The 25,975-nt window shown below is 69.2% G+C and carries 27 protein-coding genes and 1 pseudogene; 14 read left to right on the forward strand and 14 right to left on the reverse strand.

Annotated elements, in window-relative coordinates:
* Positions 1-295: 295 nt before the first annotated feature.
* From BKN51_RS21515 to BKN51_RS21535, 5 genes are all read right to left on the reverse strand, one after another.
* A complete protein-coding gene (locus BKN51_RS21515) occupies positions 296-1,486 on the reverse strand; it encodes an HNH endonuclease signature motif containing protein (RefSeq protein ID WP_101613367.1) in 1,191 nt (396 codons plus the stop codon).
* Between the two features lie 128 nt (positions 1,487-1,614).
* On the reverse strand, positions 1,615-2,091 hold the full coding sequence (locus BKN51_RS21520) for a methyltransferase domain-containing protein (RefSeq protein WP_233223649.1): 477 nt from the start codon (positions 2,089-2,091) through the stop codon (positions 1,615-1,617).
* 61 nt (positions 2,092-2,152) lie between these two features.
* The gene (locus tag BKN51_RS21525) at positions 2,153-2,728 is read right to left on the reverse strand and encodes a DUF305 domain-containing protein (protein ID WP_101609336.1); all 576 of its coding nucleotides are present in this window, start codon (positions 2,726-2,728) and stop codon (positions 2,153-2,155) included.
* A 48-nt stretch (positions 2,729-2,776) separates the two neighbouring features.
* Positions 2,777-3,148, reverse strand: coding sequence for a DUF6153 family protein (locus tag BKN51_RS21530; protein ID WP_101609337.1), 372 nt, complete (start codon positions 3,146-3,148; stop codon positions 2,777-2,779).
* Between the two features lie 19 nt (positions 3,149-3,167).
* Positions 3,168-3,539, reverse strand: coding sequence for an ArsR/SmtB family transcription factor (locus tag BKN51_RS21535; RefSeq protein WP_007030039.1), 372 nt, complete (start codon positions 3,537-3,539; stop codon positions 3,168-3,170).
* A 75-nt stretch (positions 3,540-3,614) separates the two neighbouring features.
* Between BKN51_RS21535 and BKN51_RS21540 the strand changes: the two genes are divergently transcribed.
* Positions 3,615-4,601, forward strand: a complete 987-nt coding sequence (locus BKN51_RS21540) for a cation diffusion facilitator family transporter (protein WP_174720437.1) — start codon at positions 3,615-3,617, stop codon at positions 4,599-4,601.
* On the forward strand, positions 4,598-5,644 hold the full coding sequence (locus BKN51_RS21545) for a winged helix DNA-binding domain-containing protein (protein WP_101609338.1): 1,047 nt from the start codon (positions 4,598-4,600) through the stop codon (positions 5,642-5,644). The genes BKN51_RS21540 and BKN51_RS21545 overlap by 4 nt, the downstream gene beginning before the upstream one ends.
* On the opposite strand, the gene BKN51_RS21550 is transcribed toward BKN51_RS21545, so the two are convergent.
* Positions 5,637-6,794, reverse strand: a complete 1,158-nt coding sequence (locus BKN51_RS21550; RefSeq protein ID WP_101609339.1) for an epoxide hydrolase family protein — start codon at positions 6,792-6,794, stop codon at positions 5,637-5,639. The genes BKN51_RS21545 and BKN51_RS21550 overlap by 8 nt on opposite strands.
* A 78-nt stretch (positions 6,795-6,872) precedes the next feature.
* Between BKN51_RS21550 and BKN51_RS21555 the strand changes: the two genes are divergently transcribed.
* On the forward strand, positions 6,873-7,265 hold the full coding sequence (locus BKN51_RS21555; RefSeq protein ID WP_101609340.1) for an NUDIX hydrolase: 393 nt from the start codon (positions 6,873-6,875) through the stop codon (positions 7,263-7,265).
* A gap of 327 nt (positions 7,266-7,592) precedes the next feature.
* On the opposite strand, the gene BKN51_RS21560 is transcribed toward BKN51_RS21555, so the two are convergent.
* A complete protein-coding gene (locus BKN51_RS21560) occupies positions 7,593-8,888 on the reverse strand; it encodes an MFS transporter (protein ID WP_101609341.1) in 1,296 nt (431 codons plus the stop codon).
* 80 nt (positions 8,889-8,968) lie between these two features.
* Between BKN51_RS21560 and pdxR the strand changes: the two genes are divergently transcribed.
* The 4 genes from pdxR to BKN51_RS21580 all read left to right on the forward strand — a co-directional run bounded on the left by pdxR (position 8,969) and on the right by BKN51_RS21580 (position 12,904).
* Positions 8,969-10,396, forward strand: coding sequence for a MocR-like pyridoxine biosynthesis transcription factor PdxR (pdxR, locus tag BKN51_RS21565; protein ID WP_101609342.1), 1,428 nt, complete (start codon positions 8,969-8,971; stop codon positions 10,394-10,396).
* A 156-nt stretch (positions 10,397-10,552) separates the two neighbouring features.
* A complete protein-coding gene (locus BKN51_RS21570) occupies positions 10,553-10,996 on the forward strand; it encodes a single-stranded DNA-binding protein (RefSeq protein WP_101609343.1) in 444 nt (147 codons plus the stop codon).
* A gap of 84 nt (positions 10,997-11,080) precedes the next feature.
* Positions 11,081-12,109, forward strand: coding sequence for a polyprenyl synthetase family protein (locus tag BKN51_RS21575; RefSeq protein WP_233223657.1), 1,029 nt, complete (start codon positions 11,081-11,083; stop codon positions 12,107-12,109).
* A gap of 168 nt (positions 12,110-12,277) precedes the next feature.
* Positions 12,278-12,904 (forward strand): TetR/AcrR family transcriptional regulator, encoded by a 627-nt coding sequence (locus BKN51_RS21580; protein ID WP_101609344.1) that lies wholly within the window; start codon positions 12,278-12,280, stop codon positions 12,902-12,904.
* Here the strand turns inward: BKN51_RS21580 and BKN51_RS21585 are convergent.
* Positions 12,894-13,844 (reverse strand): hypothetical protein, encoded by a 951-nt coding sequence (locus BKN51_RS21585; RefSeq protein WP_101609345.1) that lies wholly within the window; start codon positions 13,842-13,844, stop codon positions 12,894-12,896. The two genes, BKN51_RS21580 and BKN51_RS21585, sit on opposite strands and share 11 nt — an antisense overlap.
* Before the next feature lie 250 nt (positions 13,845-14,094).
* On the opposite strand from BKN51_RS21585, the gene BKN51_RS21590 reads away from it, so the two are divergent.
* On the forward strand, positions 14,095-14,964 hold the full coding sequence (locus BKN51_RS21590; protein WP_101609346.1) for a hypothetical protein: 870 nt from the start codon (positions 14,095-14,097) through the stop codon (positions 14,962-14,964).
* Here BKN51_RS21590 and BKN51_RS21595 read toward each other — a convergent pair.
* Positions 14,961-15,524, reverse strand: coding sequence for a hypothetical protein (locus BKN51_RS21595; protein ID WP_233223665.1), 564 nt, complete (start codon positions 15,522-15,524; stop codon positions 14,961-14,963). The two genes, BKN51_RS21590 and BKN51_RS21595, sit on opposite strands and share 4 nt — an antisense overlap.
* Positions 15,525-15,581: 57 nt before the next feature.
* Positions 15,582-15,740 (reverse strand): annotated as a pseudogene (locus tag BKN51_RS44985) (mycothiol transferase); the annotation flags it as partial.
* A 200-nt stretch (positions 15,741-15,940) separates the two neighbouring features.
* Between BKN51_RS44985 and BKN51_RS21605 the strand changes: the two are divergent.
* Genes BKN51_RS21605 through recQ form a run of 3 tightly spaced genes read left to right on the forward strand, consistent with a single transcriptional unit; the run spans position 15,941 to position 19,019 of the window.
* Complete coding sequence (locus BKN51_RS21605; protein WP_101609348.1) at positions 15,941-16,288, forward strand: ArsR/SmtB family transcription factor; 348 nt, start codon at positions 15,941-15,943, stop codon at positions 16,286-16,288.
* A 10-nt stretch (positions 16,289-16,298) separates the two neighbouring features.
* On the forward strand, positions 16,299-17,135 hold the full coding sequence (locus BKN51_RS21610; protein ID WP_101609349.1) for an SMI1/KNR4 family protein: 837 nt from the start codon (positions 16,299-16,301) through the stop codon (positions 17,133-17,135).
* Positions 17,136-17,183: 48 nt separating this feature from the next.
* Positions 17,184-19,019 carry a DNA helicase RecQ gene (gene recQ, locus BKN51_RS21615; RefSeq protein ID WP_101609350.1) on the forward strand — a complete coding sequence of 612 codons (1,836 nt, stop codon included), beginning with the start codon at positions 17,184-17,186 and terminating at the stop codon, positions 19,017-19,019.
* Here the strand turns inward: recQ and BKN51_RS21620 are convergent.
* Positions 19,016-19,234 (reverse strand): antitoxin, encoded by a 219-nt coding sequence (locus BKN51_RS21620; RefSeq protein WP_101609351.1) that lies wholly within the window; start codon positions 19,232-19,234, stop codon positions 19,016-19,018. The two genes, recQ and BKN51_RS21620, sit on opposite strands and share 4 nt — an antisense overlap.
* 162 nt (positions 19,235-19,396) lie before the next feature.
* Here BKN51_RS21620 and add point away from each other — a divergent pair, with 162 nt between their 5' ends.
* Positions 19,397-20,371 (forward strand): adenosine deaminase, encoded by a 975-nt coding sequence (gene add, locus BKN51_RS21625; protein WP_101613371.1) that lies wholly within the window; start codon positions 19,397-19,399, stop codon positions 20,369-20,371.
* Between the two features lie 76 nt (positions 20,372-20,447).
* Positions 20,448-21,260, forward strand: coding sequence for a lytic murein transglycosylase (locus BKN51_RS21630; protein ID WP_233223686.1), 813 nt, complete (start codon positions 20,448-20,450; stop codon positions 21,258-21,260).
* On the opposite strand, the gene BKN51_RS21635 is transcribed toward BKN51_RS21630, so the two are convergent.
* From BKN51_RS21635 to BKN51_RS21645, 3 genes are read right to left on the reverse strand one after another with little or no spacing between them, the layout of a single operon-like run.
* On the reverse strand, positions 21,257-22,606 hold the full coding sequence (locus BKN51_RS21635; RefSeq protein ID WP_101609353.1) for a vWA domain-containing protein: 1,350 nt from the start codon (positions 22,604-22,606) through the stop codon (positions 21,257-21,259). The genes BKN51_RS21630 and BKN51_RS21635 overlap by 4 nt on opposite strands.
* A complete protein-coding gene (locus tag BKN51_RS21640; RefSeq protein ID WP_101609354.1) occupies positions 22,603-23,484 on the reverse strand; it encodes an AAA family ATPase in 882 nt (293 codons plus the stop codon). The genes BKN51_RS21635 and BKN51_RS21640 overlap by 4 nt, the downstream gene beginning before the upstream one ends.
* Before the next feature lie 21 nt (positions 23,485-23,505).
* Positions 23,506-24,951 (reverse strand): MFS transporter, encoded by a 1,446-nt coding sequence (locus BKN51_RS21645; RefSeq protein ID WP_101609355.1) that lies wholly within the window; start codon positions 24,949-24,951, stop codon positions 23,506-23,508.
* 62 nt (positions 24,952-25,013) lie between these two features.
* Between BKN51_RS21645 and BKN51_RS21650 the strand changes: the two genes are divergently transcribed.
* Positions 25,014-25,970 carry a helix-turn-helix transcriptional regulator gene (locus tag BKN51_RS21650; protein WP_233223694.1) on the forward strand — a complete coding sequence of 319 codons (957 nt, stop codon included), beginning with the start codon at positions 25,014-25,016 and terminating at the stop codon, positions 25,968-25,970.
* Positions 25,971-25,975 lie beyond the last annotated feature (5 nt).

Genomic DNA, 25,975 nt, shown 5'->3' on the forward strand with positions numbered 1-25,975 from the left:
GTTGCGCGCCGCGAACGGCAGTCACCACTACGCGACCTCCGCGGGGAAGCCCGAACCCACAACCAGGCCGTAGCCGTTTGCGGTAATGAGTGCCGGGAAGCCCGGGTGCGGGGTCGGGTTGCAGCGACGCCAGTCGCCACTGCGGAGCTTCGGATGAAGGCTCCACTAGGGCAAGGCATCGCCGCTCAGCGGCAACGGCTCGGAACAGCGGCGGGCTCACACGCCAGTCGCCACCAGGCGGCCCCATGGAGAAGCCCGAACCCACGATCAGGCCGTGGCCGTTTGCGGCGACGGCTCAGAACGGCGGTGGTTCGTCAGCCGGGCGGGGTTCATGCAATGGCGGCGGCGTGCTGTCGTAGGACTGCCCGGTAGGCGTGGTGATGGTCAGGGTGCCGTCAGCCGCGAGCCGATAGACCCACTCAGGCTCATCCTTCAACCGATGATCACGACGGCACAGATCGATCAGCTCATCAGCATCGGTATGGCCCCCGAATTCCCACGGCACCGCATGATCGAGATCGCAGGCCTGCGCCGGCCGGTGACAACCAGGTCTTCGGCACTCACGGTCGCGAACCCGGACAAACTCGTCGAGGCCCGCAGTGGGACGGTATCGGTCGCGGCCGAGGTCGAGTACTTGCCCGGACAGTGGGTCGGTGATGATCCTGCGCAGCACCGTGTCCGCCCCGGTCGCGATCTCCCGCGCCAACCTGGCCGGGAGGTGACCATGCCCAGCCAGCTCCGCCGGACCATCCTTCACCCCCAGATACGTGAACAAATCCATATAGAGGAACACTTCCGCCCGTTCACTCTTCCCGCCCTGACCACCCAACAGCAGATCGAGCGCCACATCCGCCCGCAACTGGTCCAGAGTGCGGGTCTCGCCTCCGGTCTTCAACGCCCGGGCCTTGCGGTCGACCCGCATATAGGCGGCGGTGACCTTCTCGACCGGGCCGTCCTCGACCTCGATCGACGCCACCCCCGTCTCACCCTGCCTCACGGTGAGACGGCGCCCTTCACGATGCCGCTCCACCCGCCGAGCAGCACCGTCACGATCGACCGACAACGCCGCATGACCCGCAGCCTTCCGAATCTGATCAGAATTCTTCCCCGGCAGCCGATCCTCCAACAACGCATCAGCAGCCAACGCATCCTCATCCGACAACCACGCCGTCGCCGCCGCGACCTTCATCGCCCCGGACCCACTCAGCTTCCCCTGATCCATCAGCCCCAAGGTCCGGGGCAGACGGGTCGTCAAGGCTTTGGCGGCGGCGACCATCGCACCCGCATGACCGTCCACAACAGACAACGCGAAAGCGACCTCCTGCACCACACTCCGCGCACCATCCCGATGCCGAGACAACTGCGCGATCGCCCGAAACCGCACCGCCTCCAACCGCGCGATATCAGCCGACACAGCCTGCGCCAGAGCGACACACTCCTCGTCACCCAACGTGCGAGGATCAGGAAATTCCTTCAAGGGAGCCATAAAGGCTTCAGTAGTAGCCACCCGACGAACCTACAACCAGCCACCGACAGTTTCCGGAAACCGGAAGCACCAAGCAACAAATCCTCGAACCACCCCAAGACAAGAACTGCGTCACCGCAACAGAAGCCTCACCCGAAAACTGCTCCCTCCAACCAATATGCCTCCCTGTCAAGGAATCCGACGACCCCTTCCACCGAAACCTCGCGAACCCCGCTCCCTGCGAGCAACCTCCGAAACCCGCGCGCCGCCCGGGGCGCGGTGATCGCCGAAGCGCGGGCACGCACGATCTCCCGTGTCAGTGCCGGATGCACAGAATCGATCACCAGCGCCTCCCATTCGTGCCCGGACAGCACGATCCGGCCACCCGGAACCAGAACCCGCCGCGCCTCCGCGAGAGCGAGCTCCGGCTCCGCCAGTTCGTGGAAACCTTGTCCGCCCGGTACCCCGCGAACCCCGCCGTCCACGGGCAGCGCGTAAGCGTCTCCGACCCGAAAGTCCGCCTCAGGAGACCGCCGTCGGGCCTCGTCGGCCATCTCGGGAGAAAGGTCGACACCGACGACGGAATCCGTCGGCCTCCGCAAGCCCGCGCGGAACAAGGATTTCACCCGGTGCGCGCACTTCCGGGCGGCGGTGGCGCGGGCCGGCTGACCCGCGCCACCGTCTTACTCAGCCGAGCAGTGCCCGCATCTCGGTGATCTCGGCCTGCTGACCGTCGATCACCTTCTGCGCCAAGGCTTTGACCTCGGCGTCGCCGCCCTGCCGCAGCGCGGTCTTCGCCATCGCGAGCGCACCCTCGTGATGCTTGACCATCATCTCCAGCCATTGCTTGTCGAAGGCGGCATCTTTGGCTTTGCCGAGTTCCGCCAGATCGTCGTCGGCCATCATGCCGTGCCCGGAGTGCCCGCCCGACGGCGTCACTCCCCAGCCTTTCAGCAATCCGGTCAACTGCTGGATCTCCGGGTCCTGCGCCTTTTGGATCCTCGCGGCGAGATCGACGATCTTCGCGTTGCGAGTACGTCCGTCGACGAGTTTCGCCATCGAGAGCGCCTGTTCGTGGTGCGGGATCATCCCTTGCGCGAAGGTGACGTCGGCCTCGTTGTGCCCCGCTTGCTGCGGGTTCGGCACATTCATCGTGGACATGGCGTGCCCGCTGGAGGCGGTGTCGGAACTGGCGCATCCGGTGAGCACGACAAAGGAGGCCAGGGCGGCGAGCGCCGCCCCGACCAGTTTCCTGCTGGTCATGGTTTCTTCCTCGAGTAAGTGTCGGGCAGGGCGAGACGTGCCCGCCTGTCACACCCGCAGCACGCAGAGGAAGGACAATCGCTGAGGAACCGGTCTCCAGCGCGGAGGATCACGCCCCGGCGCCGCACCGCCACCCGGCCGCGAACTCCACGTCGCCATGGTCCGTCCACTTCGGACGAGCAGCCAGGTGACGATCAGCAGCGCGGCCGCGGCGAGCACCGCGAGACACAGGTGCAGTCCACTGTGTCCACCGTCGTCGTGCGAAGGCGTGTCCTCGCAACAGGGATCCGCCATCGCGACGGCGGAGTGCCCCGCGCCGTGACCGGTCTCGGCGATGACGTGATGCATGCCGACCAGTCCCAGCGCCACCACGCACAACAACAGCCACCGCAGGGCGGCCGGGTACGAGGACTGGGTCACGACCCCACCGTAGCCGGATTCAGCGCGCCGCCGGCCGGTGGGGTTTCCCCGCCGAATGCAGCGCGGGGATGTCGCGGTCGATGTGGTCGGCGTGGAACAACGCCTGCGCGAGCAGGCCGCGGACGTGGTCGTTGGCCGCCGAGTAGTAGACGAACGTCCCCTCGCGACGCCCCTTGACCAGCCCGGCGAGCCGCAGTTTCGCGAGATGCTGGCTGACCGCCGTCGGCGCCGCGCCCGCCAGTTCCGCGAGGCAGGCGACCGAGGACTCACCTTGCAGAAGCGCCCAGAGGACCTTGATCCGAGTCGGATCGGCGAGCAGCCGGAACGTCTCCGCGGCCAGGTGGACCTGTTCCTCGGTGGGCATCTCGAAATCCGGAACCGACTCGTGCATCCCCGGAGGATACCCGTTACCCTTCTACCTGCGTATCTGCATGACTGCGCAGATAGCATGACAGTGAGGCGGGAAATGACCGGGCACGGACACAGTCATGGCCACAAGCCGGGGAAGAGCCGTCTCCGCCATCTGCTGACCCCGCACAGCCACGACAGCGCCGACCGCGTCGACACCGCGCTGGAGACCAGCAAACGTGGTGTCCGGACGCTGATCTGGTCGTTCGCCGCCCTGTTCGTCACCGCCGTCGCCCAGCTCGCGCTCGTGCTGGTCACCGGTTCGGTGGCGTTACTCGGCGACACGATCCACAACTTCGCCGACGCGCTGACCGCGGTCCCGCTCGGCATCGCCTTCCTGCTCGGCCGCCGCGCGGCCACCCGCCGCTACACCTACGGGCTCGGGCGGGCCGAAGACCTCGCCGGAGTGCTCGTCGTCCTGCTCATCGCCGCCTCGGCCGTCCTCGCCGGGTACGAGTCGATCGAGCGGCTGCTCGATCCTCGCCCGGTCCGGCATCTGTGGGTGGTCGCCGCGGCGGGGGTAATCGGCTTCGCGGGCAACGAACTGGTGGCCAGGTACCGGATCACCGTCGGCCGAGAGATCGGGTCCGCCGCGCTGGTCGCCGACGGGCTGCACGCGCGGACGGACGGCTTCACCTCGCTCGCGGTCGTGCTCGGCGCCGTCGGGGTCGGCTTCGGGTTCCCGCTGGCCGACCCGATCATCGGCCTCGCCATCACGGTCGCGATCCTGTTCGTCCTGCGTGACGCCGCCAAGGAGGTCTTCCGCCGCCTGATGGACGCCGTCGACCCCGCCGACGTCGATCGCGCCGAACGCGCGGCCGCCGAGGTACCCGGCGTACTCGGCACGCGCGACCTGCGGATGCGCTGGATCGGCCACAGCCTGCGCGCGGAGCTGGCGATTTCGGTCGGGGCGGAACTGACCGTCACCGAGGCGCATCACCTCGCCCATCTCGTCGAGCGACGACTGCGCCAGGTGCTGCCGCGGCTCGCGGAAGCGGTCGTGCACACGGAACCGGCGCACGCTCATGAGATCGTCAGCGGGTGACGCTGTCCGACAACGACATCCGCGCCGTCCGCGCCCGCGCGCAACGGCTCGATTCCCCCGCCGGCGACCTGCTCGCCGTGGCCAGGTCCCTCGCCGCGATCCAGGCGCAGTCGAGTCCCGCCGCCAGGCTCGCGGTCCGGGTCCGCAGCCGGGGCCTGATCGCGCCGGACGTCGACGCGTCCCGCGAAGTGGCGCGCACCTGGCTGATGCGCAAGACGCTCCACCTGGTCCCGGCGGCGGATCTCCGCTGGCTGAACCGGCTGTTCGGCCCGCGCAACGCCCAGTCCGGCCAGGGACGCCGAACGCAACTGGGCCTCACCGGAGAACTCTGCGAACGCGCGCTGAAACACCTCCAGGATCTCTTGCGAGGCAAGGCACTCACCCGCCGGGAGATCCTGGACGGCCTGGCGTCCGACGGCATCACGCTCGACGCGAAATCCCAGGCGCCCGCCCACCTCCTGGCGTACGCGGCCAACCGCGGGTTGCTCTGCCGGGGCCAGGACGTCGGATCGGAACCGACGTACGTGCTCCTCGACGAGTGGATCACCGAGGACGACACCCCGGACGACCCGCGGGCGGAACTCGCCCGCCGGTACCTGACCGCGTACGGCATCGCGACGGCCGAGGACTTCGGCGCCTGGTCCGGGTTCCCGCTCGGGCTCTGCCGCGAGGCTTTCGACGCGCTGGATCTCGTGCCCGCCGGCAGTGGCTTCGCCCTCGCGGAGACCGAGCTGACCGCTCCCCCGTGTCCCCCGCGCCTGCTCGGCGCCTTCGACACGTATCTGCTGGGCTACCGCGACCGCGATCTGCTTCTCGACCCGGCCGAAGCGAAGCGCGTCAACTCCGGTGGCGGGATGATCGCGCCCACCGTGCTCGTCGACGGCCGGATCGCCGGAACCTGGCACGCCGAACGGACCGCGAAGCAGACGAAGGTCGTCATCGAACCCTTCGCCGCGCTTTCGCGGTCCGCCGTCACCGGACTTGAGTCCGAAGTGGACGATTACGGCCGCTTCCTCGGGGAAGCGGCCGTCCTCGTCATTTGAGCGACCGGAAGAACTCCCGCACGTCCGCGACCAGGATCTCGGGCTCCTCCAGCGCCGCGAAATGCCCGCCGCGATCGACGTCGGTCCACCGCACGATCGTGTGCGCGTCCTCCGAGTACCGCCGGATCCCGACGTCGTGCGCGAAGATCAGCACCGCCGTCGGCACCCCGGAGTTCTTCTCGACGGCTCCCCAGGTTTCCGCCTGCGCGTACCCGACGTACGCGGACGACGCGGCCGTGCCGGTGAGCCAGGTGAACATGACGTTGGTCAGCAACCGGTCCCTGCCGATGATCTCCTCCGGCAGCGTCGGGCGCGGATGCGTCCACTCGCGGAACTTGTCCATGATCCAGGCCAGCTGCGCGACCGGGGAGTCGATCAGCCCGTAACCCAGGGTCTGCGGCCGCGTCGACTGGATCGAGATGTACCCGAACTCCTCCTGCATGAAGGCCTCGATCCGCGTGATCCGATCGCGTTCGATGTCGGTGAGCGAGGCGAGTTCCTCCTCCGGCAACGACATCGGGGGCATCGGGCTGAGTCCGCCGTTGACGTGCACTCCGATCACCTTGTCCGGCGCCACCCGGCCCACCTCCGGCGAGACGGAAGCGCCGAGGTCGCCACCCTGGACGCCGTAGCGTTCGTAGCCGAGCCTGCGCATCAGCTCGGCCCAGGCCCGGCCGATCCGCGGCATGGTCCAGCCGGAATCCGAGACGGGGCCCGAGAAACCGAAGCCGGGCAGCGACGGGATCACGAGGTGGAACGCGTCCCCGCTCTCGCCACCGTGCGCCTTCGGGTCGGTGAGCGGGCCGATGACGTCGAGGAATTCCACCACCGAACCCGGCCAGCCGTGCGTGAGGATCAGCGGTGTCGCGCCGGCTTCGGGCGAGCGGACGTGCAGGAAGTGGATGTTCTGCCCGTCGATCTCCGTCGTGAACTGCGGGAACCGGTTGATCTCGCGTTCGGCGGCGCGCCAGTCGTAGCCGTCGCGCCAGTACTCGGCGAGTCCGCGCAACCAGGACACCGGCACCCCTGTGTCCCAGCCGTCGCCGGGGAGCGGAGCCGGCCAGCGCGCGCTGTCGAGCTTCGCGCGCAGTTCGTCCAGCTGCTCCTGGGGGACGTCGAGGAGGAAGGGGCGGATCTCGGTGTTTTCCATGACTCCTACGCTAAAGAGCATTGCGGACAGTTTCTGTCCTCGATCGAAAAGGGTTCACGGATACGGGAAGATGCGCGGGTGAAGGACAAGTACTTGGCCTACGGCAGGCTCATCCGCGACGGGAAGATCCTGTTCATCCGGCGACGGCCCGGCTCTTTCCTCGGCGGTCATTGGGAACTGCCGGGCGGCACCGTCGAGCCGGGCGAGCGGCAGGCGGAGACCGTGGTCCGGGAGTTCGCCGAGGAGACCGGGCTGACCGTGCGGGTCACCGGCGAGAACGGTGCTCACAGCTGGGACGACGTCGAGGGCAGGCCGATGCGGATCCACGCCACGGTGTTCTCGCTCGCCGAAGAGGAACCGCGCGAAGTCGTGCTCGATCCCGAGGAACACGACGCCTTCACTTGGTACACCAGGGAAGAAGCCGCCGGGCTCGACCTCGCCGAGCACTTCCGCCGGGCGATCGAGGACTGAGGCCGGGACCCGTCCCGGGTGGGCCTCCCTACCCTGCCCGGCATGCTTCGACGCCTTGTAGTGCCCCTCGCCGCCCTCCTTCTCGTGGCGGGCTGCGGTCCGGACTCACCCGAGCCGCCGAAACCCGCCGACGGCGGTGATCTCGCCGCCTGCTCCGACGGGATGTGCGAGGTCAGCGCGCCGGTGGGCGGCAAGATGACGCTTCCCGAGCGGACGAGGGTCGAATCGGTGACCGTTCAATCAGTCGAAGGCGACACCGTCGTGCTGGTCGCCCGCGGTATCGGGCCAAGGCAAGGCGGAAGCTGCACCGGCAAGAAGTGTGAAGCCTCAGCCAAGGGCCCCGACTTCAAGGCCGCGCTCGGGCCGGGCAGCGGCGTCACCTACAACGACCTCGCGATCGACCTGCTGGGCATCGGTGACGGCGCCGCCGTTCTCCGGATCAAACCGCTGTGAGCTCCGCTCCGCCCAGCGGACCGCTGGCGCGGTGAGCGCGCCCACCAGCAGGAACAGGCCGCCCAGCACCACCCAGCCCGCCTCGCCGCCCACCAGGATCAGGCTGGTGAGCAGCACCGGGCCGAGCATGCGGGCGATGGCCGTCCCGGCACCGAAGAGCCCTTGGTACTGGCCCTGTCTGCCCTCGGGCGCCAGGCCGAAGCCGATCTCCCACGAGCCCGCCGCCTGAGCCATTTCCCCCACCACCTGCAACGCGGCACCCGCGAGCAGGACCAGCGCCGCCGTCCAGGCGGAGGCGCTCATCGCGGAGAACGAGAAGACCAGACAGGAGACGAACAGCAGCGAACCCGCGTACCGGGCGTACCGGGAGGCACTGCGCAGGCCGGTCACGCCCCGCGCCACCCGCACCTGGAAGACCACGACGCTCGCCGTGTTGAGCACCAGCATCGCCGACACCAGCCAGCCGGGGGCCGCGGTCCTCGTCGAGATCCACAGCGGCAGGACCAGGCTGAACAGCGGCATGTAGAGCAACATGATCATGTTGAGCAGCGCCAGCAGCGCGTACGGGCGGTCGCGGAGAACGGCCACGGACGGCTCGCCGGTCCGCACCGGCGCCGGGGCCACCGATGGCAGCTTGCGGAGCACGAGAGCCGCGGTGACGAAACTCAGCGCGTCGATGACGAAGACGGTCAGGAAGGCCTCTCGCGTCCCGAGCGCCAGCGCGATTCCGCCGAGTGCCGCGCCGAGCGCGATCCCCGCGTTGGACATCGCCTGCAGCCGGGCGCGGAACGTCGTGCGCCCGGCCGGGTCGATCAGGCCGGCGAGCAGCGCCTGCCTCGCCGCGCCGAGACCGCATTGGAAGCAGGCGTAGACGCAGGCCGCGATCACGAACGCGACCACCGAGTTGACGAAAAGGAAGGCCGTGACCGACGCGGCCGTGCCGAGTCCCAGCACGACGGCCGTTCCCTTCGGGCCGCGACGGTCGGCCAGCTGCCCCAGCGCGACCCCGGCCACCGAGCCGACCGCCCAGCCGACGGTGAGGCCGAGGCCCACGTGCGCGGGCGAAAGCCCGACGATCAGGGTGAAGTACAGGGCCGAGCTGACGTAGTAGGCGCCGTCGCCGACGGAGCTGATCAGCTGGGCCAGCGCCAGTCTCTTCGTGGACTCCATGGAGCCAAGCTAAGCGCCGGATTGGCCACATCCCAGTTCCAATAACCGGCATTCTGATTGGGCCAATATAGGCTCGGAGCGTGCCGTTCCACATCAGTCTCGACGGTCATACCGACCTGGCCGCGCGGATCTACCGCCAGCTCCGCGACGGCATCCTCGACGGGCGCCTGCGCTCTGGAGAACGCCTGCCGCCGACCAGGGAGCTGGCCCGCGAACTCGACGTCTCGCGCAACACCGTCGCGGTCGCCTACGAACGCCTCACCGCGGAGGGCTTCCTGAGCAGCCATGTCGGACGCGGGACGTTCGTCAGCGCCGATCCCGTGGGCCGGGCGGATCGCGCCGCGCCGTCGGGCGCCGGAGTGCTGCCGTCCGCGCACTGGCGTTCGCTTCCGGCCCCGCTCGGCGCCGACCGCTCCACGCCCGCCTTCGACTTCCGCGTCGGCGTCCCCGACCCGGCCCTGTTCCCGCTGAGCACCTGGCGGCGGCTGGTCAGCCAGGCGCTTCGGCCCTCGTTGCTGCCGCCGTCGGGCTACGCCGACCCGGCCGGGCTCGAAGGCCTGCGGGTGGCGATCGCCCGGCACATCGGCGCCGCCCGGTCGGTGCGGGCGAGCGGGGAGGACGTCCTCGTCACCCAAGGGGCGCAACAGGCCCTCGACCTGATCGGCCGGGTCCTGATCGAACCCGGCACGCGGGTCGCCGTCGAAGACCCCGGCTATCCGCCTGCGGAACGGCTTTTCGCCGCCCTCGGCGCCCGGGTCGTGAAGGTGCCGGTGGACGCCGAAGGCCTCGACGTCACCGCCCTCGCGCCGGGCATCCGGCTGATCTACACGACGCCCTCGCACCAGTTCCCGCTCGGCACGCCGATGTCACTCTCCAGGAGGACGGCGTTGCTGGCGTGGGCGGAGCGCCACGACGCGGTGATCGTCGAGGACGACTACGACAGCGAGTACCGGTTCTCGGACCGGCCGCTCGAGCCGCTCCAAAGCCTGGACCGCGACGGCAGGGTGCTCTACGTCGGGTCGTTCTCGAAGACCTTGCTTCCCTTGCTGCGTCTAGGTTTCCTCGTCGCTCCCGCTTCGCTGCGGCCGGCGTTGCGGCAGGCGAAGCAGCTGATGGACTGGCACGGTGACCTCGTCACCCAGTCGGCGTTGGCGAGTTTCATCGACGAGGGCCTGCTCTCCCGTCACGTACGCAAGGCCACCCGGGAGTACTCGGCGCGGCGGGACCGGATCCTGGCCTTCGTCCGCGACGAACTGCGGGACGAGCTGGAGATCGTTCCTTCGAGCGCCGGGCTTCACCTGTGCGCTCTCCTCTCTCCACATGCGACGGTCACTGTGGACGGTGTCGTCGCGGAAGCGGCGCGAGCCGGGGTGGCCGTCGAAAGCCTTTCCACGTACGGGGGAACGCGCGGCGGGTTGGTCCTCGGCTACGGACTGGTCGGCTCCGATCGGATCGACGAAGGGCTTTCCCGGCTCGGGGAGTGCTTTCCGGCCGACGGGATGTCATGAAAGGGGCTTTCAAGACAGCTTTCGTCTTGAAAGCCCCTTTCATGACATCCGATCGCCACGGGACGCCCGAAACTGTCGTACCCCGGTGGTCTCCTCTTCCCAGGCGACAGCGGGCCCCGGCCGGGGCCCGCGCGCGGAAGCGAGGAGGCAAGTCCCATGGCCGGAGAGACGGTGCTCACGGTGGTCGGAAACCTGACGACCGACCCGGAACTGAGGTTCACCCCGTCGGGAGCGGCGGTCGCGAACTTCACGGTCGCGTCGACGCCGCGCGTGCTGGACCGCGAGAGCGGGGAATGGCGCGACGGCGACCCGCTGTTCCTGCGCTGCTCACTCTGGAAACAAGCCGCGGAGAACCTGACCGAGTCACTCACCCGCGGCACCAGGGTGATCGTGCAGGGCCGGTTGAAACAGCGATCCTTCGAAACGAAGGAAGGCGAGAAACGGACGGTGGTGGAACTCGACGTCGACGAGATCGGCCCGTCGCTGCGCTATGCCACGGCGAAGGTGAACAAGGCGGGCCGCAGTTCGGGCGGCACCCCGGCGGACGGCGCGTGGGAGCGGACGCCGGTGGCCGCCGGGAGTCCGGAACCGCCCTTCTGAACCGGCGATTTCCCTCTCGGGAGGGACCGGTCTCCCCCGCCCGCGCCATGCGGTCCCGTGCCCTCGGCTCGGATGCTGGAGGTCGTGAACACGACCACGATCATCACGGAACTCGGGCTGGATCCGGCCGACGAGCGGCACTCGGCCTTCTCCGCCGAGCTCCGCTCCGGCCTGTCCCTGGTCGAAGACAGACTTCAGGAGGTGTTGCGCAGCCCCGGTTATCCGTATCTCACCGAAGCGGCCACCCATCTCGTCCGCGCGGGCGGGAAGCGGCTCCGGCCGTTGATGGCGCTGGCCGGAGCGTCGTTCGGCGACGGGCGGGACGAGGCGATCTCGGCGGCGGTGCTCGTCGAGCTCGTCCACGTCGCGACGCTCTACCACGACGACGTCATGGACGAGGCGCCGATGCGGCATGGGGTGACGAGTGCGAATTCCTTGTGGGGCAACAAGAAGGCCGTCTTGATCGGAGACTACGTGCTCGCTTGCGCGGCGCGGGTCGGTGCCGGGCTCGGCGATTACGCGTTGCGGTCGCAGGCGAAGACGTTCGGCAGGCTCGTCCGGGGCCAGTTCCTCGAAACGACCGGGCCGTTCGAGGACTGCGGCAGTCACGCGCCCTACGAACACCACATCCAGGTGATGGCCGACAAGTCCGCGTCGCTGATCGCGATGGCGGGACGGCTCGGCGGCCAGGTGGCGGGCGCCGACGAGCGGATCATCGAAACGTTGGGCCAGTACGGCGAACTGATCGGCGTCGCGTTCCAGATCTCCGACGACGTCCTCGACATCTCCGCGTCCACCACCGACCTCGGCAAGTCGGCGGGCACCGACCTCCGCGAGGGCATCGTCACCCTGCCGATGCTCCACGCGCTCGACGACGAGGGTCCCGGCGCCGCGCGTTTGCGGGAGATCATCGGGCACGGGCCGGTTCCCGACCCCGCGCTCCGGGACGAGGCGCTCGGGCTCCTGCGCGGCTCCGCCGGTGTCGATCGCGCCCTGGCGGAAGCTCACGGTTACGCCGCCAAAGCACGGGACCTCGCGCTCAGCCTCCCCGACCGCCCGGCCCGAGCGCTGCTGATCGGTCTTTCGGCGTTCGTGGTCGACCGCGGCGAATAGGCCCACGGCGGCCGTGACCGGGGTCAAGGTGGCGGGATGACCAGCGACCATTTCATCACCGAGTGGCTCGAATAAATTCTGTCGGACGCAAGAAAACCCTTTCCGGGGCTAGAATCCGACGATGTGCTCGTGGCCGGCGGGCACCCGAGACGACGGGAACCGGGAACTGTGACCGACGTGGCGGACCGCAGCGGTGACCACACCCGCCAGGTGGACAGATTCGATCAACGGCGCGCGCAGCTGGCGATGTCGGCGCTGGTCACGCTGTCCGAACTGGGCTACGCGCGCACGAGCCTCCGGGAGATCGCGCAGAACTCCGAGTTCTCCCACGGGGTCCTGCACTACTACTTCCGGAACAAGGTCGAGCTGATCACCTACTGCGTCAAACAGTACAAGGCCGAATGCGTCACCCGGTACGACCGGATAGTCGAGACCGCGGAAACGGCCGAAGAACTGAAACAGGCCTTCGGCGCCGCGTCGGCGTCCACCCTGCGCGAAGACGCCAGGCTGCATCGGCTCTGGTACGACCTGCGCAACCAAAGCCTGTTCGAGAAGGTGTTCCGGGCCGACGTGCTCGCCATCGACGAGACACTCGAACTGATGATCTGGCGGATCGTCGCCCGGTACGCGGAGCTACTGGACAAGCCGCTGGATCTCACACCGTCGACGACGTACGCGCTCTTCGACGGCCTGTTCCAGCAAGGCCTGCTGAAACACCTCGCCGGCCGGGAGGACGCGGCGAGGTGCCTTCAGGATTCGGTGGAGCAGGTACTGGCGCGCCTTTTCACCACGTGATCGTCGGGTACCAGATGACGCCGGTCCGGCCCAGTACCCGCAGGTCCCAGTACAGCAGCGTGAACGTGCCCGCGACCAGCAGCGCGGCGCCGGTCACCACGGCGATCCTGGCGGGCTTGGCGAGCATCCACCGCTGCAGCCGCCCGCCCGTGCCGTGCGTGAGCAGCAGGAACAACAGCGCCATCACCAGGATGTTGCCGACCGACTGGAGGGCGAACGCGGCAGCGCCGTAGAAGACGTTGTGGCTTTCGGCGGCGCTGCGGAACATCATCCGGAACAGCGGGAACGGCCTGCCGACGAGGAATCCGCCGATGAGCACGCCCATCAGGACGAGCGGCGCCGGCGGGAACCGGCGGGTGAGGCCGGCGATCGGGTTGCGGACGATGCCGACGGAAGCGAGGCCCAGCACGATGAACACGATCCCGATCACGCCGTAGACGATCATCGACTGGATGTTCCGCGGTGTGAGCCCGCCCGGCGACGAAGCGGTGGAGAACTGCGGCATCCGGGTTCCGACGAGGGCGACGATGACGCCGTACACCACGGAAACGGTCAGCATGCCCGCCGCGATCCAGGCCAGCGGCTTCAAGGTGTCGACGAACTTCGGCCGCCCGGAGGTCTCTCCGCCGACAAGCGGGGCGACCGCACCGAACGCGGCGATGTTGCACGCGGTGAACGTACCGGCGAGCCCCGAAACGAACGCGAAGAACGTCCCGGCGAGCACACCGCCGATCGGGGTCTCCTTGGCGTTGTGCCCCAGGAGGGTGTTGGCCACGCTGTCACCGATCACACTGTCCACAAAGGGTGCCGACCAGATCACCGTCAGCGCGAAACCGGCGAGGACGGACCAGCAGACCACACGCCACCGGTGTTCCGGATACGGTCCGGAGCCGAGAAAGGTCGATCGCGGGGAAACGGGGACGCGTTCGGTGATCGACATTCGTACCTCCAGCGAAGGACTCCCCCAGGACTCGTACTCATCGTTGTTCCGCGGAAGGGGGTGCGCCACCTCCAAAGTGCCGATCCACCCTTGGTCCGATCGGCTCCGGGTAATCCGGAGTGCGGGCGGCTCCGCTCGTGAAGCGTCGATCCATCGGATCCTGACAAACAACCTCGAAAAGATGAGAGCGCCGAAGTTTCGTGGGATCCTCGTCGGACGAGGTTTTCGGCTACGGACCCAGCGGAGGACGATGGAGTTCGACGAGGTCGCGGACGAGCTCTACGCGGGCGATCCGGCCGTTTTCGTGTCGGTGCGCAATCAGCGGGCGAAGGAGGCCAAGGTCGCGGGCGACGCCGCCTTGGCCGAACGTATCCGTGCGCTCCGGAAGCCCACGCTCGCGGCCACCATCCTCAACCGCCGGGCCGGTTCCCCCGAACTGGAGGAGCTGGCCCGACTCGGCGAGGATCTGCGGCGCGCGCATTCGGCGCTGGCGGGCGCGGACCTGCGCAAGCTCACCCGGCAGCGTCAGGACCTGGTGAACCGGATCCTGCGGGGCGAACGCGCGATGAGCGAGCCCGTCGCCCGTGAAGTCGAAGCGACCCTCGAAGCCGTCGTCGCGGATCCCGAGGTGGCCGCGCTCGCGCTGGCCGGGCGGTTGAGCAGCGGCGCGGACAGTGCCGGCGACCAATGGCTGACCAGTGGGTTCACCCCGCAACCGAGGCGAGAACCCGCGCCGGAGCGGGAAAAGCCCGCCACCGTGTCGCATTTGGACGATCGGCGGAAGGCAAAACGGAAGGCCGCCGAAAAGGCCGAGCAAGAGCACACCGCCAAGGCTCGCGAGGAGGCCGAACGCGAGCAGAAGCGGGTGGCGGAGTTCAACCGGCTCCGGCGCGAGGCGGCCGATCTCGCGAAGGCCTGCAAGCAGGCCGAAATCGACCTCGCCCGCGCAGAACGCCGGGCCGAGAAGGTCACGGAGAAGGCGAACGATCTCCGGCAGCGGCTCGCCGACGCCGAGCTCGAGGAAGAGGCGACGAACGGTGACACCGCCGCCGCCCAGACCACCCTGGACGATCTGCGCGGCGAAGCGGCGCGGATCGACGAGGCCCTCGAACAGTTCTAAGCAGGCTGGCGTTCGCGGACCCGCGTGGCGGTCACCCGGCGGCCGTAAGCCGTCTTCCCGCCTGGCTTGTACACCGACAGGACGGTCATGGTCAGGTACATCGTCGTGGACACGATGATCGGATAGAACCCGTCCACGCGACGGCCCAGGTCGACGAACGCACCGTCCATAGTGGACTCGGCGGCCGCCGCCAGTTCCCGGAGTCCCGGCAGCAGGGAGAACACCGTCAGCCCGACCGCGATCAGGGTCAGCACCAGTTTGATCGCGACCCACTTGTACCGGACCAGCCCCCATTTCGTGCCGACGCCGAGCACGATCCCGCTGACCAGGGCGGTCAGGCTGACCGGCAGCAGGAGATAGCCGCCGACCTGGTCCATCATCAGGATGGCCGCGTGCTGGCGCCGGGGATCGTCGGTGAACACGGAGGTGAAGGTCAGCACCGTGTTCACCATGGTGATCCCGAGCCAGCCGAGGGACGAGACGACATGGACGACGAGGACGAGTTTCCGCCACCGCGGGGTGAGCGTCGTCGGCGGTCGCCGCACTGTGGAAGTACTCATGCGACCAGTGTTTCCGCGCGCGGCGCTCCCGTCGTCCGTCGAGGAGCGGCACCTCGCCTACGTATCGCGGAGTACGAGCCCCCGGACGTACGCGGCCTGCCCGGCGTGCTGGAGGTCGTCGGAAAGCACGCTGACCAGGCGAACCCCGAGGGTGACGGGCGGATCCCACGCGTCGTCGACGATCCGGTCGAGGTCGGCTTCGCCGAGGCAGGCGACCGGCTCGCGACCAGTTGCCCGGCGTCCAGGCCCTCGACCGCCTCGTGCACGACCTCCTGGACACGGCCGAATCCGTCGGCCACCACTTCGGCCGGTTTCATCGATTCCCCTTCCGACGTCTGGGGCCCGCGATGCCACCGCGAGGTGACCTCAGCCTTGCAACCTTGACTTATATAAGCCCAGGCCGTGATAGTTGCCGGATGCACGCGTTCGACGTCCTGGGGGATCCGGTGCGCCGCCGGATCCTGGAACTGCTGGCGGGCGGGGAACTGAGTTCCGGCGACGTGACCTCGGTGGTCCGCGCCGAATTCGGGATCTCGCAACCCGCGGTCTCCCAGCATCTGCGCGTCCTGCGCGAGAACGGCTTCACCACCGTCCGCGCCGAGGGCGCGCGACGGCTGTACTCGGTGGATCCCGGCCCGCTCAAGGAGATCGACGGCTGGCTGGAGCAGTACCGGCGATTCTGGACCGGTCCGCTCGACGCGCTCGCCACCGAGATCGCGCGCGGTCGCCGCGAACGACGCAAGGCCGCCGAAGAGACCGGATAGTCTGCCGCCCATGCGCAAGGGCCGGGGGCGCGCGGCGGTGATCGCCGTCGCGAGCATCGTCATCGTGCTGAGTCTCGTTTTCGCGGTCACGGCGCGGAGCGGGCATGGCAAGGCGACGACGCTGTGGCTCTCCTCGGAGCCGCCCCCGTGGATCACACCGACGACACCGGCGATGCCGTCCTATTCGACCGCCGCGCCCCCGCCCACGACGCGGCCGACGTTGACCGTCGACAGCGGTTGCCGTCCCGGTCGGGGCCCGGCCCTCGAACCGGTCCCCGAAGCCGTCACCCGCCGGGTGGATGCCGCCTGGGACCGTGTCGAACGGTGGCTCAGGGCCAAGGCGCCGACGTCGGCGGCGAGCCTCCGCCCGCCCGCGACGATCGAGCGGATCGCGGAGACGCAGAAGCGGGTCGGCGTCACCCTCCCCGCCGAGCTCATCGCCTCGCTTCTGCGGCACGACGGCGTCACGGACATCGGCGAAAGCTTCAGTCTTCCGCCGTTCAACTACCCCGCTTCCACGGAAACCGTCGCGGGCCAGGCGAAGGTCATGTGCGAGGTGCTGCAGTCGACCGGGGACGAGAGCGTCGGACACTGGTGGCACGGGCGATTCGTGCCCGTCGCCGTCAGCGGCGGCGGCGACGGGCTGTTCCTCGACCAGCGCGCCGGCACCGGCCGGCTCGGCGAATGGGACCACGAGGGATCGGTGAACTTCGACCGGTGGCCCGCCACCCTGACCGAACTGCTGGAGCAGACCGCGACAGCACTCGAAACCGGCGGGACGGTCGTGGGCGGCTACCGGCCGGTCGTCACCGAAAACCGGGCGCTGGACTGGGACTTCCCCCGCTGAGGTGCGCGGCCGCGTCGACTGTCGGACCCCGCCCCTAGAATCGTCCGGGTGGCAGCCCCCGACATCGGTACCTCGGAAGCCCTCGAAACGCTGAACCGCGTCTTCGGCTACGACGACTTCCGCGGTGACCAGCACGCCATCGTCGAACACGTCATCGCAGGCGGTGACGCGCTCGTTCTCATGCCCACCGGCGGCGGGAAGTCACTCTGCTACCAGATCCCCGCCCTGGTACGGCCGGGTGTCGGCGTGGTGATCTCACCCCTGATCGCGCTGATGCAGGACCAGGTCGACGCGCTGCGGAACCTCGGCGTGCGCGCGGGATTCCTCAACTCGACGCAGGACTACGCCGAGCGCAACCGGGTCGAGGCCGCGTTCCTCTCCGGTGAGCTGGACCTGCTGTATCTGGCGCCGGAACGGCTTTCGGTCGAAGCGACCGTGCGGCTGCTCGACCGCGGCAAGATCTCGCTGTTCGCGATCGACGAGGCGCACTGCGTCTCCCAGTGGGGCCACGACTTCCGGCCCGACTACCTGATGCTGTCCGCGGTGCACGAGCGCTGGCCGGACGTGCCGAGGATCGCGCTCACCGCCACCGCCACCGCCACGACGCACGCCGAGATCGCGTCCCGGCTCAACCTCGAGGACGCGCGGCACTTCGTCGCGAGCTTCGACCGGCCGAACATCCAGTACCGGATCATCGGCAAGAACTCACCGCAACGCCAGTTGCTCGAACTGCTGCGCACCGAGCACAAGGGCGACGCGGGAATCGTCTACTGCCTGTCGAGGAACTCGGTCGAGAAGACCGCGGATTTCCTGGTGGAGAACGGGATCCCGGCGGTGCCCTATCACGCCGGGCTGGACGCGCGGACACGCGCGAAACATCAGTCGCGCTTCCTGCGCGAGGACGGGCTGACCGTCGTCGCGACGATCGCGTTCGGCATGGGCATCGACAAGCCGGACGTGCGGTTCGTCGCGCATCTGGACCTGCCGAAGTCCGTCGAGGGCTACTACCAGGAGACAGGCCGCGCGGGCCGTGACGGGCTGCCGTCGACGGCGTGGCTGGCGTACGGGCTCCAGGACGTCGTCCAGCAACGCAAGATGATCGACATGTCGGAGGGATCCGAGGCGCACAAACGGTCGCAGAGCGCCCATCTCAACGCGATGCTGGCGCTGTGCGAGACGGTCGAATGCCGTCGTGTGCAGGTCTTGAGCTACTTCGGGCAGAAGAGTGAGCCGTGCGGCAACTGTGACACCTGCCTGGCACCGCCGGAGACCTGGGACGGCACGATCCCGGCGCAGAAGCTCCTCTCCACCATCGTCCGGCTGCAGAACGAACGGCGGCAGAAGTTCGGCGCGGGGCAGATCATCGACATCCTGCTCGGCAAGTCGACGCCGAAGGTGACCCAGCACCGGCATGATTCCCTGAAGGTCTTCGGGATCGGCACGGAATTGAAGGAGCCCGAGTGGCGGGCCGTGGTCCGGCAGCTGCTGGCGCAGGGGCTCGCGGCGGTCGAGGGCGACTACGGCTCGCTCGTGCTGACCGAGGGCAGCTCCGAGGTGCTGAACGGGCAGCGGAAGGTCCAGCTGCGGCGGGAGCCCGAGCGCGCGGCGAAGGCGGCGGCCCGGTCCAGTGCGAAGAAGGCGGCGGCCGCCGACATGCCCGCCGAGGCGGCGCCGGTGTTCGAGCTGCTGCGCTCGTGGCGAGCCGCGGCGGCGAAGGAGCAGGGGGTTCCCGCGTACGTGATCTTCCACGACGCGACCTTGCGCCAGATCGCCACCAAACGGCCCGCCACGCTGCAAGAACTCGGGACGGTCAGCGGCGTCGGCGAGAACAAGCTCGCGAAGTACGGCGAGCAGATCCTCGAGACGCTGTCAGCGGAGAGCTAGTGGTCGTAGGGCCGGCGGGGCGGCCGTCCGGTCATCCCGTCGACCTTGCGCACCGCACCGTCGATCTGGTTGTGGTACTTGCCCTTGGTCTTGCCGTCGACGAAGGTCGCCGCCTTGTTCACGACCTTGGAGACCTTCTCGGGATTTTTCCGCACGTAGGCGCGCACGGCCCCGGCGGTGCCGGCCAGGGCGGTCAACTTCCGCAGTAGAGCCACGATGGGTCCCTTTCCTCGGGGTCGTCTGTGTCCTGCTCAACGACCGGTGGTGGTCACGGGGTTCCCCGTAGCGCGCCAAATCACTCATTTCGGATACCCGCGCTGCTCAGCGTGGTGGAAAACCGCGAGCGCGGCCCGGCGGCGCCCGCTAAGTTCGGGCTCATGCGGGATCTTTCGCGGCTGCCCAAGGCGCATCTGCACGTTCACCTCGAAAGCACCATCCGACCGGACACGCTCCGTGACCTCGGCGAGGCGAACGGCATCGCCGTACCCGCCGAACAACCCGTTTTCGATGGGTTCCGCGCGTTCGGCGACTACAACGGGCTGCTGCGGTCCTGCCTGCGGCGGCCGGAGGACTTCGAACGGGTGGCGCGCGAGTTCTGCGAGGACCAGGTCGCGGACGGCGTCCGCTACGCCGAGGTCACCTTCACCGCGGCGGCGCACGGCGAACGGCTCGGCGAGCCGGACATGCCGCTGGTGTCCGTCCTCAAAGGACTCTCGGCCGGTTCCGCCGAACACGGGCTCCACTGGCGGGTACTCCTGGACCACTCCCGCCGCCGGTCCGTCGAACGCGCCCGGCTCACCCTCGACCTCGCCCGCCGGTACGTCCAGGACGGGGTGTTCGCGATCGGCCTCGCCGGGGAGGAGAAGTACCCGCTCGCGCCCTTCGCGGGAATCTGTGACGAGGCCGCGGAGGCCGGGCTGCGCCTGATCCACCACGCAGGGGAGGACGCCGGACCGGCCAGCATCCGCGAGGCGCTCGAACTCGGGCACAGCGAGCGGATCGGCCACGGCATCCGGATCCTGGAGGACGTCGCGCTGGTCGCCGAAGTGCGGGAACGCGGCATCGCGCTGGAGGTCTGCCCGTCCTCGAACGTGACGCTCGGGCTCGTGCCGTCGTTCGAGGAGCACCCGCTCCCCCGGCTGGTCGACGCCGGGCTCGTGGTCACTCTCAGCACCGACGTCCCCTCGGTCACCAGGACCACGCTCACCGACGAGTTCCTGCGTACGCGGGAGGCGTTCGCCTACGACGACCTCGCGCTCGCCGGTCTCGCCAGGGCCTCCGTCGACGCGTCCTTCGCGACCGCGGAACTCAAGCGCGCGATGCACCAGGAGATCGACGCCTGGCTCCGCTGACGCCGGAGGGGTGGCCCGGCTCACCCGGGAGGCGGGCTCCACAAGATCTCCACATCCGTCACGTACCGTGGAGCCGGTGACCGCTTCGTCCCCTTCGACCCTGGATCTCATGGACCAGTGGCAACCACCGCCCAAGAGACGCGGCCCGCGCGGCTGCGTGATGCTCGCGCTCCTGGTCGTGGGTGCCTTGGTGGCCGGTGCCGTCTGGGTCGTGGTCAGCCTCAACGACCGTGAGCCGGTGCCGGTGAAGCCGGAGTTCGTGGTCCCCGCGCTCAAGCCCGCACCGCGGTCGGCGATCCCCGGCGACGCCGGGCCGCTGCCCGCGGAGCCCGCGAAGGACGCCTGGATCGCGAAGGTGTCGGAGAACACGGACATCCCCCGACGTCCGCTTCGGGCGTACGTGAACGCGGCCGAAAAAGCGCCCGCACGCTGCGACATCACCTGGGCGACCATCGCCGGGATCGGGCGGACCGAGTCCCAGCACGCCCGGCACGACGGTTCCCGTGCCGGCGAGGACGGCATCGTGACGCCGCCGATCATCGGCATCCCCCTCGACGGCTCGCCCGGTGTGCTGGCGGTCGTCGACACCGACAAGGGCGCTCTCGACGGCGACGCGAAGTGGGATCGCGCCGTCGGGCCGATGCAGTTCTTACCCGCCACCTGGAAGCGGTACGGCGTCCGCGCGAGCGGTGACGGTGCCGCGCCGGACCCGCAGAACATCGACGACGCCGCGATGACGACGGCGCGGTACATGTGCGCGCGGGGCGGCGACCTCGGCAAGCCCGCCGGCTGGTGGTCCGCGGTGCTGACCTACAACAACTCCGCCCAGTACGGGCAGGAAGTGTTCAGCAACGCCGACGCCTACGGGAAAGCGGCTCTGAAGCCCTAAGCGGGCAAAAGCCGGGTGACCAGTTTGGTCAGCTGGTGCACGTTCCGGCATTCGTGCATCTCGACGACCTCCGCGTAGGCGTGCGCCTCGGAGTCGCCGGTGGACCACAGCGCCGTCCGTTCGGGGTTGAGCCAGTACGTATGCCGTGCCGCGGAAGCGATTCCGCGCACGGCGGCCAGATTCGGGTCGCCGCCGTTGGTCCGCGCGTCGCCGAGGATCAGCATGGACGTCTTGGGTCCCACGGCGTCCGCGTAGCGCTCGGCGAATTCGCCCAGCGCGTTCCCGTAATCGCTGTGCCCGTCCCAGCGGGTGAGTTCGGCGTCGGCGAGGATGCGCGCGCCGAGGTCCTCCGGGTCGGCGGCGCCGGTGTCGACGAGGTGCGTGATCTCGTCGCACGCGTCGATGAACGCGAACACCCGCACCTTGCTGAACTGGTCCCGCAACGCCTGGACGAGCAGCATGGTGAAGTTCGCGAACCCGGCCACCGAACCCGACATGTCGCACAGCAGCACGATTTCCGGCCTTCCCGGCCGGTGCCGCCGGTACGACGGCCGCATCGGGACACCGCCGGTGGACAGCGAGCGGCGCAACGTCCGGCGCAGGTCGATCTGCCCGCGCGCGTGCCGCCGTCGCCGGGCGGCCAGCTTGGTGGCGAGCTTGCGGGACAACGGCTGCACGACCCGGCGGAGTTCGGCGAGTTGCGCGCGGCTCGCGAGCAGGAAGTCGACGCGGTCGGCGGCGGGCGGGACGGCGTGGCGCGAAACCCGTTCCCTGCCACGGACTTCCGCCACCCGGCGGCGTGCTTCGGTGCGCACCAGGCCGCGGAAACCTTCGACCCGGCGGCGGACGTCGTCGCGTTCGAGCCGGTCGGTGAAGTCCTCTTGCACGCCCGCTCGGATCGCATCGAGCACGCGCACCACGAGCGTCTGCGGCTGGAGCCGGTCCAACGTCTGATGGGCCGACCAGCCACCGCTCCCCGCCGTGCCGCCGTACTCCCCCAGCATGTCGACGGCGAGCCCGGCCAGTTGCGTCAGCTCCGCCTGGTCGTTGGCGGCCAGCGCCGAGGCCAGCCGGTCACGCAACGCGGCCAGATCGTCGACCGGGTCCTGCGTCGGCGCGCCGACGCCGAGCGGGAAGTAGATGTCGAACGTCGCGTCGAACACCGCGCGCTGACCGCCGCGCCGGACCAGCGCCGCCGCGAGCCCTTCCCGCATCTGCTCGCGAGAGGCCAGGCCCAGCACCTCGAGTGCCGCGGCGGCGTCGACCGTCTCGCTGGGACCACACGGGATCCCGTGTTCCCGCAACGCTTCCACGAACTCGACGAGCCTGCCCGGCACGCCGCTCACGAGTCGAGGACCTTGCCGAGTTCCAGCCGCGCGTCCGCCTTCACGATGTCGTCCTGGTGTTTGAGGATGACGCCGAGGCTCGCGCGGACGACGTCGTCGCCGAGGCTGTCGGCGCCGAGCGCCAGCAGGGTCCGCGCCCAGTCGATGGTTTCGGCGACCGACGGCGCCTTCCGCAGTTCCATCGCCCGCAGCGCGGTGATCACCTTGATCACGGACGCCGCGAGCGCGTCGTCGACACCCGGCACCTTGAGCCGCACGATGCGCTGTTCCAGTGCCGCGTCGGGGAAATCGATGTGCAGGAACAGGCAGCGCCGCCGCAGCGCCTCGGAAAGTTCCCGCGTCGCGTTCGAAGTCAGGACCACGAACGGCTTGCGGCCGGCGGTGATCGTGCCGAGCTCCGGGACGGTGATCTGGAAGTCGCCGAGCACCTCCAGCAGCAGACCCTCGATCTCGACGTCGGCCTTGTCGGTCTCGTCGATGAGCAGGACGGTCGGCTCGTCGCCCTTGATCGCCGTCAGCAGCGGCCTGGCCAGCAGGAACTCTTCGCCGAAGATGTCGTTGCGGGCTTCGTCCCACGTCTCGTCCTTGCCGGCGGTGATCCGGAGGAGCTGCTTCGCGTGGTTCCACTCGTACAGCGCGCGGGACTCGTCGACGCCTTCGTAGCACTGCAGCCGCACGAGCCGGGATCCGCTCGCCTCCGCGACCGCTTTGGCCAGTTCGGTCTTGCCGACCCCCGCGGGGCCCTCGATCAGCAACGGCTTACCGAGGGCGTCCGCGAGGAACACCGTGGTGGCGACGGCCGCCGAAGCCAGGTAGCCGGTGTCGGCGAGCTTCGCCGTCACGTCTTCGACGGAAGTGAAGTACCCGGTCCCAGCCACGCGGCCTCCCAGCTCGATCGCCTACCCGGCCGACTCTACGTCGCGGATCCGCTTGGGCAGCAGGAACCCGACCGCGAAGGTGAGCAGCACCATCACCGCGACCACCCAGAACGTCCGCTGGGCGGCGCCGGTCGGATCGGTGGTGCCCGCGTCGAAGAACACCGTGCCCAGCAACGCCATCCCCAGCGCGCCGCCGACCTGCTGAAGCGAGGTCAGCGCGCCCGACGCCGAGCCGGCCTCCGACGGTTCCACTCCGGACAGCGCGATCTCGAAGTACGGCCCCATGATCAGCCCGGATCCGATCCCGACCACGAGCAGCGCGGGGGCGAGCTGCCACGGACCGGTCTCCGGGCCGAGGATCAGCAGCAGGGCGACCACTCCGGCGGCCATGATCAGCGCGCCGGTGTGCAGCACCTTGCGGCCGTGTTTGCGGACGACCTGCACCAGGCCCATCCCGACGATCATGCCCAGCGACATCGGCACCCCGGAAAGCCCGGCCTTGAGCGGCGAGAAACCGAGTCCGAGCTGCAGGTACAGCGCGAACACGAAGCCGAAGCCGGAGAACGCCGCGAAGTAGATCGTCCCGGTCGCCATCCCGGCGAGGAAGCTGCGCTTGCGGAACAGGCCGGGTTCGACCAGCGGGTCACCGCCACGACGGCTCTTGCGCTTCTCGAACCACGCGAACACGCCGAACACCACGACCGAGGCGGCCATCATCGCGAAGATCCACAGCGGCCAGCCGTACTCACGGCCCTGCACCAGCGGGAAGACGATCAGCAGGGCACCGGTCGTGGCGAGCAGCGCGCCGGGGATGTCGAGCTTGAGCGAGGCGCCCGGCCGGTTGGCTGGCAGGAACTTCAGCGCGGCGAACACGGCCGCCGCGCCGATCGGGAGGTTGATCAGGAAGATCATCCGCCAGCCGGTGCCGAAGAGGTCGGCGTCGACCAGCGAGCCCGCGAGGATCGGCCCGCCGACCGCGGCGAGCCCCATGACCGGGCCGAACATGCCGAACGCGGACTGCAGTTCCTTGCCGGAGAACATCTCCTTCATCATGCCGAGGCCCTGCGGGACCATCGCCGCGCCGAACAGGCCCTGCACCACCCGTGCGGCGATGATCATCTCGGGGTTCACCGCGATCGCGCAGAACAGCGAACCCACGACGAACCCGATCGCGCCGATCACGAACATGCGCTTGCGGCCGAAGATGTCGCCGAGCCGTCCGCCGGTGAGCAGGCCGGACACCATCGCGAGGGTGTACGCGACGCCGAGCCACTGGATCATCGCCGTGCCGCCGCCGAGCGAGGCCTGCATGACCGGTCCGGCGATGCTCGTGACGGTCATGTCGAGCAGTTCCATGACCGAACCGGTCAGGATCACGAACAGCGCGGGCCAGCGCCAGCGGTACGGCTTCTCCGTGAGGGCGTTTTCCGAGGTCACGCCGCTCGGGGTGTCCAGTGTCATCGTCATGAGGACAACGCTAAAGTCAATTCCGGCCACTTTCTGACCGGAATCGGAGCGAATCTGGATCCATGGCGAACACGAGTGCGCGGATGCTGCGGCTGCTGTCCCTGCTGCAGACACACCGCTTCTGGTCGGGGATCGAACTGAGCGACAAGCTCGAGGTGAGCGAGCGGACCCTGCGGCGCGACGTCGAACGGCTGCGCGAGCTGGGCTATCCGGTCAACGCGAGCCGCGGCGTGGCGGGCGGCTACCAGCTGAGGTCGGGCACGGTCATGCCGCCGCTGCTGCTGGACGACGAGGAGGCCGTGGCGATCGCGGTCGGCCTGCGGACGGCGGCGGGCGGCTCGGTGGAGGGCATCGAGGAGACGTCGGTCCGCGCGCTGACCAAGGTCGTCCAGGTGATGCCGCCCCGGCTGCGCAGGCGGGTCGACGCGCTCCAGGCGTACACGACGCCGGCGGCCGTCACCGGCCCCCGGGTCAACGCGGCCAGCCTGACGGTGATCGCGCAGGCCTGCCGGGACGACGAAAGGCTCGAGTTCGACTACGCGGCACGAGGCGGCGAGGAGTCCGCGCGGCTGGTGGAGCCGCACCGGCTCGTCTCACTCGGACGTCGCTGGTACCTGGTGGCGTGGGACCTCGACAGGGTGGACTGGCGCACCTTCCGCGTCGACAGGCTCACCGAGCCGCGGACGACCGGAGCCCGCTACCGGCCGCGCGAGATCCCCGGCGGTGACGCGGTCAAGTTCGTCGAAGCCCAGATCAAGGCCAGGCCGACCACGCATTCGCTGGTCGTCCGGGTCGGGGCGCCGAAGGACCGGGTCGAGGCGGCGGTGCGGTACATCGGCGGCGCGCTCGAGGCGATCGACGAGACCTCCTGCCGCCTGACGATGAACGTCGACACCTTCGACTGGCCCGTGCTGATCCTCGCCGCCATCGGGGCGCCCTTCGAGGTCGAGGCGCCTTCGGCGTTCAAAGATCACCTCGCGTCCGTCGCCGCCCTCTTCACGGCGGCTTCCGGCGGCTAGCATCG

The organism is Amycolatopsis sp. BJA-103, from assembly GCF_002849735.1.
GTDB lineage: Bacteria > Actinomycetota > Actinomycetes > Mycobacteriales > Pseudonocardiaceae > Amycolatopsis.

Excerpts from the sequence above, each read along its gene's own strand:
- BKN51_RS21595 (WP_233223665.1), bottom strand. The coding sequence starts at position 15,524 with ATGAGTACTTCCACAGTGCGGCGACCGCCGACGACGCTCACCCCGCGG.
- BKN51_RS21585 (WP_101609345.1), bottom strand. The coding sequence starts at position 13,844 with ATGTCGATCACCGAACGCGTCCCCGTTTCCCCGCGATCGACCTTTCTC.
- BKN51_RS21515 (WP_101613367.1), bottom strand. The coding sequence starts at position 1,486 with ATGGCTCCCTTGAAGGAATTTCCTGATCCTCGCACGTTGGGTGACGAG.
- BKN51_RS21650 (WP_233223694.1), top strand. The coding sequence starts at position 25,014 with ATGGCGAACACGAGTGCGCGGATGCTGCGGCTGCTGTCCCTGCTGCAG.
- BKN51_RS21570 (WP_101609343.1), top strand. The coding sequence starts at position 10,553 with ATGGCCGGAGAGACGGTGCTCACGGTGGTCGGAAACCTGACGACCGAC.
- BKN51_RS21525 (WP_101609336.1), bottom strand. The coding sequence starts at position 2,728 with ATGACCAGCAGGAAACTGGTCGGGGCGGCGCTCGCCGCCCTGGCCTCC.
- BKN51_RS21590 (WP_101609346.1), top strand. The coding sequence starts at position 14,095 with ATGGAGTTCGACGAGGTCGCGGACGAGCTCTACGCGGGCGATCCGGCC.
- BKN51_RS21535 (WP_007030039.1), bottom strand. The coding sequence starts at position 3,539 with ATGCACGAGTCGGTTCCGGATTTCGAGATGCCCACCGAGGAACAGGTC.
- BKN51_RS21540 (WP_174720437.1), top strand. The coding sequence starts at position 3,615 with ATGACCGGGCACGGACACAGTCATGGCCACAAGCCGGGGAAGAGCCGT.
- BKN51_RS21550 (WP_101609339.1), bottom strand. The coding sequence starts at position 6,794 with ATGGAAAACACCGAGATCCGCCCCTTCCTCCTCGACGTCCCCCAGGAG.
- BKN51_RS21560 (WP_101609341.1), bottom strand. The coding sequence starts at position 8,888 with ATGGAGTCCACGAAGAGACTGGCGCTGGCCCAGCTGATCAGCTCCGTC.
- BKN51_RS21645 (WP_101609355.1), bottom strand. The coding sequence starts at position 24,951 with ATGACGATGACACTGGACACCCCGAGCGGCGTGACCTCGGAAAACGCC.
- add (WP_101613371.1), top strand. The coding sequence starts at position 19,397 with ATGCGGGATCTTTCGCGGCTGCCCAAGGCGCATCTGCACGTTCACCTC.
- BKN51_RS21610 (WP_101609349.1), top strand. The coding sequence starts at position 16,299 with ATGCGCAAGGGCCGGGGGCGCGCGGCGGTGATCGCCGTCGCGAGCATC.
- BKN51_RS21605 (WP_101609348.1), top strand. The coding sequence starts at position 15,941 with ATGCACGCGTTCGACGTCCTGGGGGATCCGGTGCGCCGCCGGATCCTG.